This window comes from Streptosporangium sp. H13245 (genome assembly GCF_055690525.1).
The window spans coordinates 227,801-241,266 of the sequence record NZ_JBSZKT010000002.1 but is presented as its reverse complement, the minus strand read 5'-3'; the positions used below and the strand labels follow the sequence as shown (position 1 = coordinate 241,266).

The following is a 13,466-nucleotide window of genomic DNA, read 5'->3' as shown; positions in this document are numbered from 1 at the left end:
CGGGTGCGGATCTTGGTCGGTCACGGGTCAGTTCGGGTGCAGGCCGGTGAAGTCGAGCCCGAGGGACTCGGGCAGGCCGAGCCGGACGTTCATGCACTGCACCGCGTTCCCCGAACCGCCCTTGACCAGGTTGTCCAGGGCCGCGATCACCGTCACGTCGGTCGTCTCCGGGTCCAAGGCGAAGCCGACGTCGCAGAAGTTGGAACCGGACAGGATCTTCGCGTCCGGGAACCGGTGCAGGCCGCGCCGCTGGGCGACCACTCGGACGAACGGCTCGTTCTCGTAGCGCTCCCGGTAGACGGCGCGGATGTCCCGCTCCCCGGCGCCGTCCGCGAGGCGCGCCCGGCACAGCAGCTGCACCCCTCGTACGGCCTCCACTCCCGTCGCCGTCATGCGGACGGGGAGCCCGGTCGTCTGGGAGATCTCCGCCTCGTGCCGGTGCCGCGTCGGGGCGAAGACCCTGAGCGCGCCACTGCGTTCCGCGTGCAGGTTCTCCGAGCCCGCGGTCGCTCCGGCGCCACTGGAACCGGTCCTGGCGTCGACCGTTATCTCGTCCCTGATCAGCCCGGCCTCGGCCAGCGGGGTGAGCGCCAGGATCCCGGCGTTCGCCATGCAGCCGGGCACGCTGATCCGGTCGGCCGTACGCAGGCGGTCCCGGTGGAACTCCGGCACGCCGGGCACGAAGGTGTCGAGAAGGGCGGCGGCCTCGTGCGGGACCCCGTAGTAGTCCGCGTAGGTGTCGGCCGACCGCAGCCGGAAGTCACCGGACAGGTCGACGACCGTGCGGGCCCTGCCGAGGAACTCCGGCATCCGGCGCATCGTCTCCCGGTGCGGTGTCGCCAGGAACAGTACGTCGTAGTGGTCGAGCTGGTCCTCCGCGCAGAAGGCCAGCCGGGTCCTTCCCCGCAGGTTCGGGTGGGCCCCGTCGACCTGGCGGCCCCGCAGGCGCCGCGAGGTGGCGGCGGCCAGCTCGACCTCCGGGTGAGTGGTCAGGATGCGCAGGAGCTCGCCGCCGATGTAGCCGGCGGCCCCGACGACCGCGACGCGTGTCATGTCTCTCCTCTCGCGATGAGATGGGCCGCGATGGCGTCCGCCACGTCGACCCGGGAGCCGTGGGCCTCCTGGAAGCCCCTGAACTCCACCCGGTCGTTGACTTCGAGCACGGTCAGGCGCCCGTCCGCGTCCTCGATGAGGTCGACGCCCGCGATGTCGGTGCCGACCGCCTCGGCGGCGGCGACCGCGAGCTTGACGTGGTCGGGGCCGAGCGGGCAGTACTCGCTCACGGCGCCCCGCGCCACGTTGGTGCGCCACTCCTCGCCCCTGCGGTAGGTCGCGCCGAGCGCCTCGCCGCCCACGACGAGCACGCGGAGGTCCCGGTCGGCCTTGGCCACCTGCTCCTGCAGGTAGATCACGTGCGACTGGGGGGAGGGGAGGGCGGCGACGTGTTCGAGCACGGCCGTCGCCACGGCGCGGTCGGTGACCCTGGTCACCAGCCGTCCCCAGGAGCCGACCAGCGGTTTGATCACGGCCGGGTAGCCGATCTCGTCCAGCGCCTCCAGTGCCGCGTCGGACGTCATCGCCAGCGCGGTCCTGGGCGTCGGCAGCCCGCGCGCCAGCAGGGCCGCCGACGTGTGCCACTTGTCGCCGCTGAGATGGGTGGCGGCGGCGCTGTTCAGCACCGTCACCCCCGCCGACTCCAGGGCGCTCGCCGCGTACAGGGCGCGAAAGTGCCCGACTTCGCGGTTGAGGACGAGGTCCGGTCCATTCCAGGCCGAGCCGTCCGCGACGAACAGCGACCTGGGGTCCAGGTGTTCGAACCCGGCGCCGCGCCTTTCGAGCGCGGCCATGATGTTCTTCTCCTCGAACCGCACTCGTGACGCGAGGACGGCGAGGTGAGGTGCTACGGAATCCACGGCACAGCTCCCTCGGCTACTCGCCCCAGTCCTCTTCGACGTCCGGAGCCAGCGTGAGTGTCGTGGGCTGGACGGAGGCGATCTCCAACTCGCTCCGGCAGTCCAGGCACTCGACGATCTCGCTCACCCGGGCGTCTCCGTCGATCGTCACCTCGGCCGCGCACTCAGGGCACTCCGGGCCGTTCATAACCTTCTGCATGAGCTCGTCCCTGTTCGTTGATGTGCGTGATTTGTCTCCTGTAAACCGTAACCCGATTCCTCGTAAAACATCTAATAAGTGGTTTTACTCGGAATGAATGAGGCTGCTTATGGGGCCGTGTATAACTGCCGGGCTATTGCCTCATAAGCAGCGCTTCTTGGGCAGGGGCCGAAAATGACCGCACTGGATGATTAAGCTCTCTAGTAATGATTTTTCTCGATTTATCGTCATCTCCAGAACATCTCCCGAACGTCCGGGGCGTCGAACCGGCGCGTCTCCGGGGCAGCTCCAGAAGGAGGGGTAATGCGAGGGATCGCAGAGAGTCCGGCCGTCACCGGCAACGGCGCGCACCCGGCTCTATCTGATCTTGAGTCCGATCTCGGGACCGTCGACGTCGAACGCACACCGGGCGAGACGTTCGCGGCGGCCATGAGCGGAGCCGCTGACCGAGCCGGTGAGGGGGACGACCTGGTGGTGCCCTTCGGCATGCACCTGCCCGCCGCCTTCCCGCTCTTCGCGTCCCGTCCCCGCTATCCGGTACGCCACCTGCTGAAGACGGCGCCCGTGGCCGACGGCCCGGCGTCCTACGTCCACGAGCCTCCCCGGGGAGAGCTGAGCGAGGCGGGCACCTCCTACGCCGCCACCCCCGAGGCGGCCTTCGCGCCCAGGATCGAGCGGGCGCGGCTCACCGACCTCACCGTCTCCGTGCCGCTCCCCGAGGGGATCCTCGGAGAGCCGGCGCTGCTGGCCCCGTACGTCGACTACCGCGTGCTCGTCCGGCTGTCGGTCGCGGAGAACGAGGCGCTGCTGCACGGCAGCGGCGACGGCGCGATCACCGGGCTGCTCAGGCTGCCCGGCACCCGGCACAGGAAGACCGCCCTCGGCCTTGAGGAGGCGGCCACCGAGGCCGCCGCCGAGGTGGAGGAGACCGGCGGCTCGTGCGACGGCGTCGTCGCCCACCCCGCCGTCTACTGGGAGATGGTCAGGACGGGCATGCTCGGCAGGCTGGCCGTCGCCGGGATCACGGTGTCGAGGACGCGCATGATCCCTAAGGACACCCTGCTCATGGGGGACTTCCGCGCCGCGTTCACCCTGCTGCTGCCCGGCGTCTCCTCCCTCACGCTACGCCGGGGCGCCGGGACCGGCGGCGCCGACCTCGTCGAGGCGAGCACCCGCGTCGGCCTCGCCGTGCACCTGCCGCAGCACCTGATGACGCTGTCGTGGGGTGGTCGCCATGGGTGACCCGCGGATCCTGTACATCACCGGGTGGATGCGCAGCGGCAGCACCCTGCTCGGGAACGTCCTCGGCGAGCTGCCCGGCGTCCTGCACGCCGGTGAGCTGCACTACCTGTGGCGGAACGGCGTGCTGAACGCCGGTACGAACTCCACCTGCGGCTGCGGCAGGGACCTGACCGCGTGCGACGTCTGGTCCTCGGTCCTCGCGACCGGCGGCACCGCGCGGGCCGCGGTCGCGGGCCGGATGGCGATCCTGCAGCGCTCCCTGCTGCGGACCCGCCACACCAGGGACCGCCTCGCGGAGGCCCGGGGCAGGAGAAGGACGGCGCCCGGGGTCGAGGAGGCGGTCGGACGCACCGCCGCCATCTACCGGACGCTGGCCGCGAGCGGCGGCGAGCACCTGATCGTGGACGGCTCGAAGTACCCCGCCGAGGCCGCCGCGCTGCTGGGACGTACGGACCTGGACGTCCGGGTGCTGCACATGGTGCGCGACCCCCGCGCGACGGCGTACTCCTACAAGAACGCCAAGGACTACATCGACCCGATGAGCCCCTCCCGCAGCAGCGGGTACTGGAGCGCGTTCAACCTCGCGTCGGAGCTCGTCGGAGGGGTCGCCGAGGACCGGTACCTGCGGGTCAGGCACGAGGACCTCTGCGACCGGCCGCGCGAGGTGCTCGGCCGGGTCATGCGGTTCGCCGGGCTGGCCGGGGAGCCGCCGGTCGACGAGACCGGCGTGGTCTCGCTCGGGGAGAACCACACGGTGACCGGCAACCCCGACCGGCTGACCAAGGGCGACACCAGGATCCGCTCCGACGAGCGCTGGCGCACCGGGCTGTCCGCGCGGGAGATCGCCGCCGCGACCGCTCCGGCCCTGCCGCTGCTCGGCCGCTACGGATATCCGGCCCTGCCGACCAGGTAGGCACGAGAGTTAGGGAGAGCCAACTCATGGACCTTCGGCTCAAAGGGCGCGTGGCCCTGGTGGCGGCTTCGAGCAGCGGGCTCGGGCTGGCCGTGGCCAAGACCCTCGCGGCGGAGGGGGCGAACGTCTCGATCTGCGGCCGTGACCCGGCCAAACTGGCCCTCGCCCACGTCGAGGTCAACGCGATGGGAACGGGCGAGGTGCTCAGCACCCCCGTGGACCTGCGCGACGAGCGGGCCGCCGCCGAATGGGTACGGCGGACCGCGGAGACCTTCGGCGGGCTGGACATCGTGGTGACCAACTCCGGCGGGGTCCCGTTCGGGCCCGTCGACGCCTTCCAGGTCGCCGACTACCGCGCGGCCATCGACGGGAACCTGCTGCCGCACGTGAGCGTCACCCTCGCGGCACTGCCCTTCCTCAAGGAGGGCGGCTGGGGCCGCGTGCTGATGATCGCCTCGGAGTCGGTGCGCCAGCCCCACCCCGAGAGCGGCCTGTCGTCGGTGGCCCGGCTGGGCCTGCTCGGCTACATGAAGGGACTGGTGCACGCGCTCGGCGCGAACGGGGTCACGGTCAACATCCTCGCCCCGGGCTTCCACCGCACCCCCATCCTCGACGAGCAGTTCGGCGCGGACGTGGAGACGGAGATCGCCCGCGTCGCCGAGCGGATCCCGCTCGGCAGGATCGGGGACGTCGCCGACTTCGGCGCGCTGGCCGCCATGCTCGCCAGCGACCAGGCCTCGTACGTCACGGGCACGGTTTTCGTGGCCGACGGAGGCAACACCCGCGGTATCGGCTGAAGGGCCGGAACGCTGAGGAGGAGCGAAAGATGTCCGTACTCGGACACGTCGCCAGCACGCGCAAGGCGGCACTCTACGTAGTCAAGATAGGGAGCGCGAGCCTCGGCCACGACGCGCTCTTCGACGAACTGGCCCAGCTGCGCCGACGCGGCGCCCGCGTGCTCCTCGTCGCGGGCGGCGCGGCCGGCATCGCGCGGCACTACGCCGACATCGGCCGCCCCGTCAGGACGCTGAGCCTGCGGGGCGACAGCGAGGTGCGCTACTGCCCTCCCGAGGAGATGCCGCACATCGTGGACGCGTACGAGCGGGTGACGCTGCCGCGCGTGCGCGACGCGCTCACCTCGCGCGGCCTGAGCGTCTTCGCCTCGGTCGCCCGGGACGGGGCGCTGGTGAGCGCCCAGGCCAACCGGCCGCTGCGGGCCGTGAAGGACGGCAGGACGACGGTGATCCGCGACCACCGGGCGGGCACCGTGACCGGAGTGGCCGCGGACCGCCTCCGGGTGCTGCTCGACGCGTTCGACGTGGTGTGCCTCTCGCCGCCCGTCGCCGACGGGGCCGGAGGTTCCGCGCTCAACGTCGACGCCGACGTCCTCGCCGCCGAACTGGCCAACGCCCTCGCCGCCGACCACCTGCGCCTCGTCACCGGCACACCGGGCCTGCTCACCGACCCCGAGGACCCCGCGAGCCGCCTGACCGACGTCGTACGCGGCGAGGGCGAGCGGTTCGCGCGGGGCCGGATGCGGCAGAAGGTACGCGCGGCGGAGATCGCGCTCGACGGGAGCGCCGACGTCGCGATAACCGGGCCGCACGTCCTGTCACCCGCGTCGGGAACACGCTTCTGGCACGCCCCGGCACCCGCGCCGGACCTGTCGCTCCTGTCCCGCGCCGTGGAGATCTCCTCGGTGTCGGCCGACGAGCGGGAGCTCGCCGAGTACCTGGCGGGCTGGTGCGCGGAGCGCGGCGTCCACGCGGAGATCGACGCGGCGGGCAACCTCGTGGCCACCCGGGGCTCCGGCGACCGGCGGCTGCTCATGCTCGGGCACCTCGACACCGTGCCGCACCGGTGGCCGGTGCGCTGGGACGGGCTGACGATCACCGGCAGGGGCTGCGTCGACGCCAAGGCCAGCCTCGTCGCCTACCTGGAGACCCTCGCGGACATGGACGTGCCGAGCTGGGCACAGGTACGCGTCGTCGGCGCGGCCGAGGAGGAGATCACCTCGGCGGGGGCCTTCCACGCCAGGGACCACTACCCGGCGGACGCGGTGATCGTGGGCGAGCCCAGCGGCGAGAAGGCCCTCACCGTCGGCTACTACGGCCTGCTCAAGGTACGGCTGCGCGTCAGCCACAGCGTCGGCCACACCGCGGGGCAGGGGGTCACCACCGCCGCCGACCAGATGGTGGACGTGCTGAGCCGCCTCCGCGACGAGATCGGCGGGGCCGACTCCCAGGCGCTGGTGGCCGTGCTCGGCATCCACGCGATGAACGGCGGGGACGTCCAGGTGGGCGAGGCCGTCATCGACGTGCGGGTCCCCCCGACCCTGGACCTGGAACACCTCGTCGAGCTCGTCCGCCGGGTCGCCGGGCCGGTCGTCGTGGAGGTGCTCCGCGCCACCCCAGGGGTGATCACTTCCCGGACCAGCCCGCTGGTGAAGGCGTTCTCCCGCGCCTTCAGGGAGGAGGGCGTCTCCCCGAGGTTCCTCGCGAAGAAGGGGAGCAGCGACATGAACACCCTCGCCACCACCTGGCGGGGAGTGCCCATGGTCGCCTACGGCGCGGGTGACTCCGCGCTCGACCACACGCCGGACGAGCACCTCGACGCCGAGGAGTTCCGGCGGGCCAGGACCGTGCTGTCCAGGGCGGTCGCGAACTGGGTGGCGGAGGGCCGCCCGCAGACCACGCCGACCACGCAGACCACGCAGACCACGCCGCCGGACGGCACCGGGGGCGCCGAGGGCACCGGGGTCGCTGAGGGTGCCGGGACCGCCGGGAGCGCGAACGGCGCCAAGGGCATCAACGGTGCCGGACCCGTCGAGGGCGCCGGGAGCGCTGGGAGCGCTGGGAGCGCTGGGAGCGCTGGGAGCGCCGGGAGCGCCGGGAGTGTGAACGGTGCCGGGTCCGCCGGGGCCGTTGGAGCCGCTGGGGCTGTCGCAGCAGAGAGGACACCGTGATGACAACGATCGCCGTCGACGAGACCGTCGGCCACGCCTACCAGCTGTCCCACCTGGACGCGCTGGAGGCGGAGGCCGCCCACATCCTCAGGGAGACGGCCGGGGAGTTCGACCGGCCGGTCGTCCTCTTCTCCGGGGGCAAGGACTCCGTCGTCATGCTCCACCTGGCGCGCAAGGCGTTCGCCCCCGCGCCGGTGCCGTTCCCCCTGCTGCACGTCGACACCGGCCACAACTTTCCCGAGGTCATCGGCTACCGGGACCGCGTCGTCGCCGAGCACGGCCTGCGGCTGGAGGTCGCCTCGGTCCAGGACTACATCGACCGGGGAGAGCTGGCCGAGCGGCCCGACGGCTCGCGCAACCCGCTGCAGACGGTGCCGCTGCTCGACGCCATCGAGACGAACCGCTTCGACGCGGTCTTCGGCGGCGGGCGGCGGGACGAGGAGAAGGCCCGCGCCAAGGAGCGGGTGTTCTCCCTGCGCGACGACTTCGGCGGCTGGGACCCGCGACGGCAGCGACCGGAGCTGTGGAACCTCTACAACGGCCGCCACTCGCCCGGCGAGCACGTCCGCGTCTTCCCGCTGTCGAACTGGACCGAGCTGGACGTGTGGCAGTACATCCTCAGGGAGGGCATCGAGCTCCCGCCGATCTACTTCGCGCACGAGCGCGAGGTCTTCTCGCGCCGGGGCATGTGGCTCGCCCCCGGCGAGTGGGGCGGTCCTGCGAAGGACGAGTCCCTGGAACGGCGTCTCGTGCGCTACCGCACGGTCGGCGACATGTCGTGCACCGGCGCCGTCGACTCCGGCGCCGCCACCCTGGAAGAGGTCATCGAGGAGATCCGCTCCTCCAGGCTGACCGAGCGGGGAGCCACCCGCGCCGACGACAGGCTGAGTGAGGCCGCCATGGAGGACCGCAAGCGGGAGGGATACTTCTGATGACCACCACACTGCTTCGCTTCGCCACCGCCGGATCCGTGGACGACGGGAAGTCCACCCTCGTCGGACGGCTGCTGTACGACTCGAAGTCGATCCTCGCCGACCAGCTGGAGGCGGTGGAGTCCGCCTCGCGCAGGCAGGGACGGGAGACCGCCGACCTCGCCCTGCTCACGGACGGCCTGCGCGCCGAACGCGAGCAGGGAATCACGATCGACGTCGCGTACCGCTACTTCGCCACCGCGCGCAGGCGCTTCATCCTCGCCGACACGCCCGGCCACGTGCAGTACACCCGCAACATGGTCACCGGCGCCTCGACCGCCGAGCTCGTGCTCATCGTCGTCGACGCCCGCCACGGCGTCGTCTCGCAGACCAGGCGGCACGCCGCCGTCGCCGGGCTCCTCAGGGTCCCGCACGTCGTGCTGGCCGTGAACAAGATGGATCTCGTCGGCTGGGACGAGGAGGTGTTCGCGGCGATCGCCGAGGAGTTCACCGAGCACGCGTCCGGCCTCGGGATCGGCGCGGTGACCGCGATCCCGATCTCCGCTCTCACCGGCGACAACATCGTCACCCCCTCGCCGAACATGGACTGGCACACCGGGCCCACGGTCCTGGAGCTCCTGGAGACGGTGCCGGTGGGCGCCGACCCCTCCCGGGGACCCGCGCGGCTGCCCGTCCAGTACGTCATCCGGGCGGACGGCCACCGTTCCTACGCGGGCCAGATCTCCAACGGCGTCCTGCGCGTCGGCGAGCGCGTCACGGTGCTCCCGGACGGGGGGACGTCCACGGTGGCGGCGATCGACGTGCTCGGTGAGCCGGTCGACACGGCGTGGGCGCCGCAGTCGGTCGCCGTACGCCTCTCCGACGACGTCGACGTCTCCAGGGGCTCGCTCATCGTGCCGGAGAACGCGGCGCCCGGCCTCACCCGGGAGCTGCGCGCGACCACGTGCCACCTCCACGAACGCGTCCTGCGCGTCGGGGAACAGGTTCTGGTCAAGCACACCACCAGGACGGTCCAGGCGGTCGTCGAGGACATCGTGCCCTCCACCGCTCTCGGGGACCTCACCTGCGCACCGGGGGCGGACAGTCTCGCCGCCAACGAGATCGCGGGTGTCGTGCTGCGTACCACCGACCCCCTCGCGGCCGACCCCTACGCGCTGTCCCGGATGACCGGTTCCTGCCTGCTGATCGACCCGGCGGACGGGACCACCCGGGCCGCGGGGATCATCGAGGAGAGTCTTCCGGGGTGAGGCCACCCGGGGCCATCGGGGTGATTCACCCGGCGTCTTCAGGGTGAGTCACCCGGTGGGGAACCTTCGGGGACGAAGAATCTTCGGGGCGGTGCCCAGCGGATCGGCTCGAAACCGACGTGAGATCGGCTCTCGATCGGCCCGGCCAGCTCTGTCGGCCCAGTCGGCTCAGACAGCTCAGACAGTTCGGCCCGGTCAGCCGACGAAGGGGTAGTCGCGTAGTGACTGCTGGAAGGCCTTGCGCGCGAGCGGGACGTACCCCGAGGTCGCGGCGCCGGTGGAGAGGGCCATCGTCACCGGCAGGGGCCCCGGCGGGGTGGGGAGGGTGAGCCTGGCCGCCTTGGGCAGGCCCCAGAGCTCGTCGCCGTTGGCGACGAGGCAGGCCACCCCCAGACCGGCCTTGGCCGCCGCGCGCAGCCCGACGAGCTCGGCGCCCTCGTAGCCGACACACCACGGGACGTCCGACTCGTCGAGCGCGTCCACGATGCGGCCGCGGAGCGTGCACGGTTCGGTGAAGAGCGTCAGCGGGAGCGCGGCGCCCTCTCCGTGGGCCGGACGGCCGAACCAGTCCATGCGTATGTGGCCGAGTTCCTGGCTCGTGGCGCCGGTCCGGTGGGGTTTCGTCTGCAGGAGCAGTGCCAGGTCCAGCTGGCCGGTGGTCACCCGGCCCTCCAGGGACTCGCTCAGCCCCGTCTGGACGCTGACCTGGGTGTGCGGCATGCTCTTGGCGAGCAGCCGCAGGATCTCGGGAAGCGCCTCCGCGAGCTGGTTCACGATCCCGATGGACAGCCGGGTGTTCCCCGGGGACGGGATGAAACGGCCCACCGCCTCGTCGTTGAGTGCCACGAGACGGCGGGCGTACCCGAGGAGTTCCTCGCCCTGCGGGCTGAGCAGCAGTTTCCGGCCGGTCGAGGTGAATATGGGGCCCTTGACGAGACCGCTGAGCTGGCGAATTTGCTGGCTTATGGCGGGTTGCGTTATGTGCAGAGCCTCCGCGGCCCTTCGGAAACCGCCGACGTCGACTACGGTGACCAGCGCTCTCAGCCGATTTATTTGCAGGTCGTGGTACATTCTTCCTCTTAAGCTAACCTAGTAGGAAAGTGTCGAGCCATTTGTGTCGCGTGGCTCTTTGGTCAAGAGGTTGTTGGTTTTTCCGGATATTCGCGACCGTGCCCTAGTAGGGCAGGTGGACTCCGCTGGGAGTGCGGGTGTCGAGGGCGTAGCGCGAGTCGGTCATACGCTTCTTTTTCTGCCGCGGGACCCGGATGAGCTTTTTCTGTGGCTGGCGGATCTGCTTCCGGTCCATGATCTCCTCCAGTCTCCTTGTCCGGATGCGGTCAGCGTAGACCCGGAGGAGCGGGAAATCCTACACACGGGGCCACGAGTGCGATGTGAAACTTTCACACCCGGCTGGTGACGTAAAAACTGTTCTCAGCGCCGATCCGGGCGCACAATTTACCTATCAGAACCGATCCAGATCGAGGAGACCGTGATGGCGACCTTGAACGTTTCCCGGGCTGACCAGGTGAGGGAACACGACCCGCGCCTCACCGGGTTCCCCCCGGGGACCTGGACCGAATCCGGGCGCGTCGGCGACGCCGACGCCCCCGCCGCCGGGTTCGCCGCGTTCGCCGGGTTCCGGGGCCGGGAGGAGGCGCCCGAGCTTCTCGAAGACCTCGTCATCGAGGACCTCGACCATCCGGCTCCCGTCGTGGCGGCCTGGACCTACTGCGGATGAGCGAACCCTTCGAGAGCGGGACGGACTCACCGCTGATCGGGTTCAAGCGCCACCTGCGGGCGGTGACGGTTCCGGGGGAGGCGGTCTACCTCACCTCCGCCCGGGGGACGGTCGCCCTGTCCGGTGCGCAGATCCAGGCGCTCGCCCCGCTGCTGGACGGCAGCCACAGCCTGGCCGAGGTGCGGAGGCGGGCGGCGCCCGGGATCCCGGCCGGGCAGCTCGGGCGGCTCCTCGGCAGGCTGGCTGAGGCGAACCTCGTCGGGCCCCGCCGTTCCCCGGAGGCCGGGGCCGACGCCGCCACCGAGGCGTACTGGGACCTCGGGCGGGTGGACGTGGACCGGGCCGCGTCGGGGCTGGCGGGGTCGTCCGTCGGGCTCGTGACCCCGGGGGGCGTCGACACCGGGCCCGCGGCCGAGGCGCTGCGGTCGATGGGCATCACCGTCGAGGAGGACGGCGACCGGCCCTCGGCCCTGTCCCTCGTGCTCTGCGACGACTACCTCGACCCGGAGCTTGAACGGTTCAACGAGCGGCGGCTGGCGGACGGGCGGTCCTGGCTGCTGGCCAAGCCGACCGGCGCCGACCTGTGGGTCGGCCCGATCTTCCGGCCGGGAGAGGGGCCCTGCTGGTCCTGCCTGACCACGCGGCTGCGCGCGCACCGTCGCGGGGAGGCGCGGCTGCGGAGCGCGCCGGAGGCGGGCGTCGTCAGCCCGCCCGACGCGTCGCTGCCCCTCACCCGCGCCCTCGGGGCGCAGTTCGCGGCGCTGGAGGCGGCCAAGTGGCTGGCCGGATCGCGCGACGAGGTCCAGGACGCCGTGTGGACGCTGGACACCTTCTCCCTGGAGGGCCTGCGCCACCGCGTGGACAGGCGCCCGCAGTGCCCCTCCTGCGGAGACTCCGGGCTGGTCGCGGCACGCGTCGGGAGGCCCGTCGTCATCGCGTCCAGGAGCAAGGCGGCCATGGGCGGCGCGGACGGCAACGGGCACCGCGCGCTGGACCCCGAGCTGGTGTGGGAACGCTACCGCCACCTCGCCGATCCCCTCACCGGGATCACGGACGCGATCCGGCGCGACCCGCGCAGCCCCTCCTTCCTGCACTGCTACCTCTCCGGGCCGAACCTCGCCCTCCCCGGCGGCAGTCTCCCCGCGATGAGAGCCGGTCTGCGTCAGCAGAGCGGCGGCAAGGGGAGCACCGACCTCGAGGCCAGGGTGGGCGCGCTCTGCGAGGCGGTCGAGCGACACTGCGGGTCGCGGCACGGGGACGAGCCGACGGTGCGCGACAGCCTGCGCGGCCTGGGCGAGCGAGCCGTACGCCCCGACGAGTGCCAGCACTTCCACCGCCGCCAGTTCGAGGACCGCCACCGCTGGAACGCCGTGAGCACGGCCTTCCAGCACGTTCCCGAGCCGTTCGACGACGAGGAGGTCGTCGACTGGACCCCGCTGTGGTCGCTCACCGCGGAGCGGCACCGCCTGCTCCCCACCGACCTGCTCTACTTCAGCGAGGGCGGCCACCCGTCGGTGCGCGCGACCTCCAACGGGAACGCCGCGGGCTCCAGCGTCGAGGACGCGATCGTCCAGGGCTTCCTCGAACTGGTGGAGCGCGACGCCGTCGCCATCTGGTGGTACAACCGCACGCGCCAGCCCGCCGTGGACCTCGGCTCGTTCGGCGACCCGTGGATCACCGGCCTCCGTTCGCGGTACGCGGGCATCGGCCGGGAGTTCTGGGTCCTCGACGTCACCTCCGACCTGGGCATCCCCGTCATGGTGGCGATCTCGCGGCGCGTCGACAAACCGGCCGAGGACATCATGCTCGGGTTCGGGGCCCACTTCGATCCCCGGATCGCCGCGCGGCGCGCGCTCACCGAACTCGGGCAGCTGCTCCCGGCCGTCGCCGGGGCGCGCGCCGACGGGACGGGATACGGCCAGACCGACCACCACATCCGCGACTGGTGGCTCACGGCGACGACGGGGAACCAGCCCTATCTCCGTCCCGACACGCACCGGGCCCCGCGCCCACTGGGCGGCTACGCCTACACCCCTCGCGGTGACCTGCGGGAGGACGTCGAGCACATCGTCGCGCTGGCCGGGCGGATGGACCTGGACGTCCTCGTCCTCGACCAGACGCGTCCCGACATCGGCATGCCGGTCGTCAAGGTCGTCGTTCCCGGCCTGCGGCACTTCTGGGCGAGGTTCGCCCCCGGGCGGCTGTACGACGTTCCCGTCCTCCTCGGCCGCCTTGACCGGGCGACGGCGTACGAGGACCTCAACCCGATTCCCCTGTTCATGTAGCCGTTCCCCTCCCAACACGGATGAGGAGTAAC

General features: G+C 71.6%; 12 protein-coding genes. 8 read left to right on the top strand and 4 right to left on the bottom strand.

The genetic code is table 11. The features are described 5' to 3' along the window. Nucleotides 1–27: 27 nt before the first annotated feature. Genes argC through ACW9TB_RS05125 form a run of 3 tightly spaced genes read right to left on the bottom strand, consistent with a single transcriptional unit; the run spans nucleotide 28 to nucleotide 2,112 of the window. Nucleotides 28–1,053, bottom strand: a complete 1,026-nt coding sequence (gene argC, locus ACW9TB_RS05135; RefSeq protein ID WP_472746757.1) for an N-acetyl-gamma-glutamyl-phosphate reductase — start codon at nucleotides 1,051–1,053, stop codon at nucleotides 28–30. Next, nucleotides 1,050–1,913: a RimK family alpha-L-glutamate ligase gene (locus tag ACW9TB_RS05130; protein ID WP_472746756.1), complete on the bottom strand. Its 864-nt coding sequence runs from the start codon at nucleotides 1,911–1,913 to the stop codon at nucleotides 1,050–1,052. Before ACW9TB_RS05130 ends, argC begins: the two co-directional genes overlap by 4 nt. 16 nt (nucleotides 1,914–1,929) lie before the next feature. Continuing rightward, complete coding sequence (locus tag ACW9TB_RS05125; RefSeq protein WP_472746755.1) at nucleotides 1,930–2,112, bottom strand: lysine biosynthesis protein LysW; 183 nt, start codon at nucleotides 2,110–2,112, stop codon at nucleotides 1,930–1,932. 303 nt (nucleotides 2,113–2,415) lie between these two features. Between ACW9TB_RS05125 and ACW9TB_RS05120 the strand changes: the two genes are divergently transcribed. From ACW9TB_RS05120 to ACW9TB_RS05095, 6 genes are read left to right on the top strand one after another with little or no spacing between them, the layout of a single operon-like run. Further along, the gene (locus tag ACW9TB_RS05120) at nucleotides 2,416–3,354 is read left to right on the top strand and encodes a family 3 encapsulin nanocompartment shell protein (protein ID WP_472746754.1); all 939 of its coding nucleotides are present in this window, start codon (nucleotides 2,416–2,418) and stop codon (nucleotides 3,352–3,354) included. Then, nucleotides 3,347–4,267 (top strand): sulfotransferase, encoded by a 921-nt coding sequence (locus ACW9TB_RS05115; RefSeq protein ID WP_472746753.1) that lies wholly within the window; start codon nucleotides 3,347–3,349, stop codon nucleotides 4,265–4,267. Before ACW9TB_RS05120 ends, ACW9TB_RS05115 begins: the two co-directional genes overlap by 8 nt. A gap of 26 nt (nucleotides 4,268–4,293) precedes the next feature. Beyond that, nucleotides 4,294–5,064, top strand: coding sequence for an SDR family NAD(P)-dependent oxidoreductase (locus ACW9TB_RS05110; protein ID WP_472746752.1), 771 nt, complete (start codon nucleotides 4,294–4,296; stop codon nucleotides 5,062–5,064). A 29-nt stretch (nucleotides 5,065–5,093) separates the two neighbouring features. Beyond that, a complete protein-coding gene (locus ACW9TB_RS05105; protein WP_472746751.1) occupies nucleotides 5,094–7,232 on the top strand; it encodes a M20/M25/M40 family metallo-hydrolase in 2,139 nt (712 codons plus the stop codon). Further along, entirely contained in the window at nucleotides 7,232–8,164 is a 933-nt protein-coding gene (cysD, locus tag ACW9TB_RS05100) for a sulfate adenylyltransferase subunit CysD (protein ID WP_472746750.1), read from the top strand. The genes ACW9TB_RS05105 and cysD overlap by 1 nt, the downstream gene beginning before the upstream one ends. Continuing rightward, entirely contained in the window at nucleotides 8,164–9,411 is a 1,248-nt protein-coding gene (locus ACW9TB_RS05095; protein WP_472746749.1) for a sulfate adenylyltransferase subunit 1, read from the top strand. Before cysD ends, ACW9TB_RS05095 begins: the two co-directional genes overlap by 1 nt. A 195-nt stretch (nucleotides 9,412–9,606) precedes the next feature. Here ACW9TB_RS05095 and ACW9TB_RS05090 read toward each other — a convergent pair whose 3' ends face one another. Then, complete coding sequence (locus ACW9TB_RS05090) at nucleotides 9,607–10,482, bottom strand: LysR substrate-binding domain-containing protein (protein ID WP_472746748.1); 876 nt, start codon at nucleotides 10,480–10,482, stop codon at nucleotides 9,607–9,609. Nucleotides 10,483–10,903: 421 nt separating this feature from the next. Here ACW9TB_RS05090 and ACW9TB_RS05085 point away from each other — a divergent pair, with 421 nt between their 5' ends. After that, the gene (locus ACW9TB_RS05085) at nucleotides 10,904–11,149 is read left to right on the top strand and encodes a hypothetical protein (protein WP_472746747.1); all 246 of its coding nucleotides are present in this window, start codon (nucleotides 10,904–10,906) and stop codon (nucleotides 11,147–11,149) included. Continuing rightward, nucleotides 11,146–13,434: a TOMM precursor leader peptide-binding protein gene (locus ACW9TB_RS05080; RefSeq protein WP_472746746.1), complete on the top strand. Its 2,289-nt coding sequence runs from the start codon at nucleotides 11,146–11,148 to the stop codon at nucleotides 13,432–13,434. The genes ACW9TB_RS05085 and ACW9TB_RS05080 overlap by 4 nt, the downstream gene beginning before the upstream one ends. The last annotated feature ends 32 nt before the right edge of the window (nucleotides 13,435–13,466 follow it).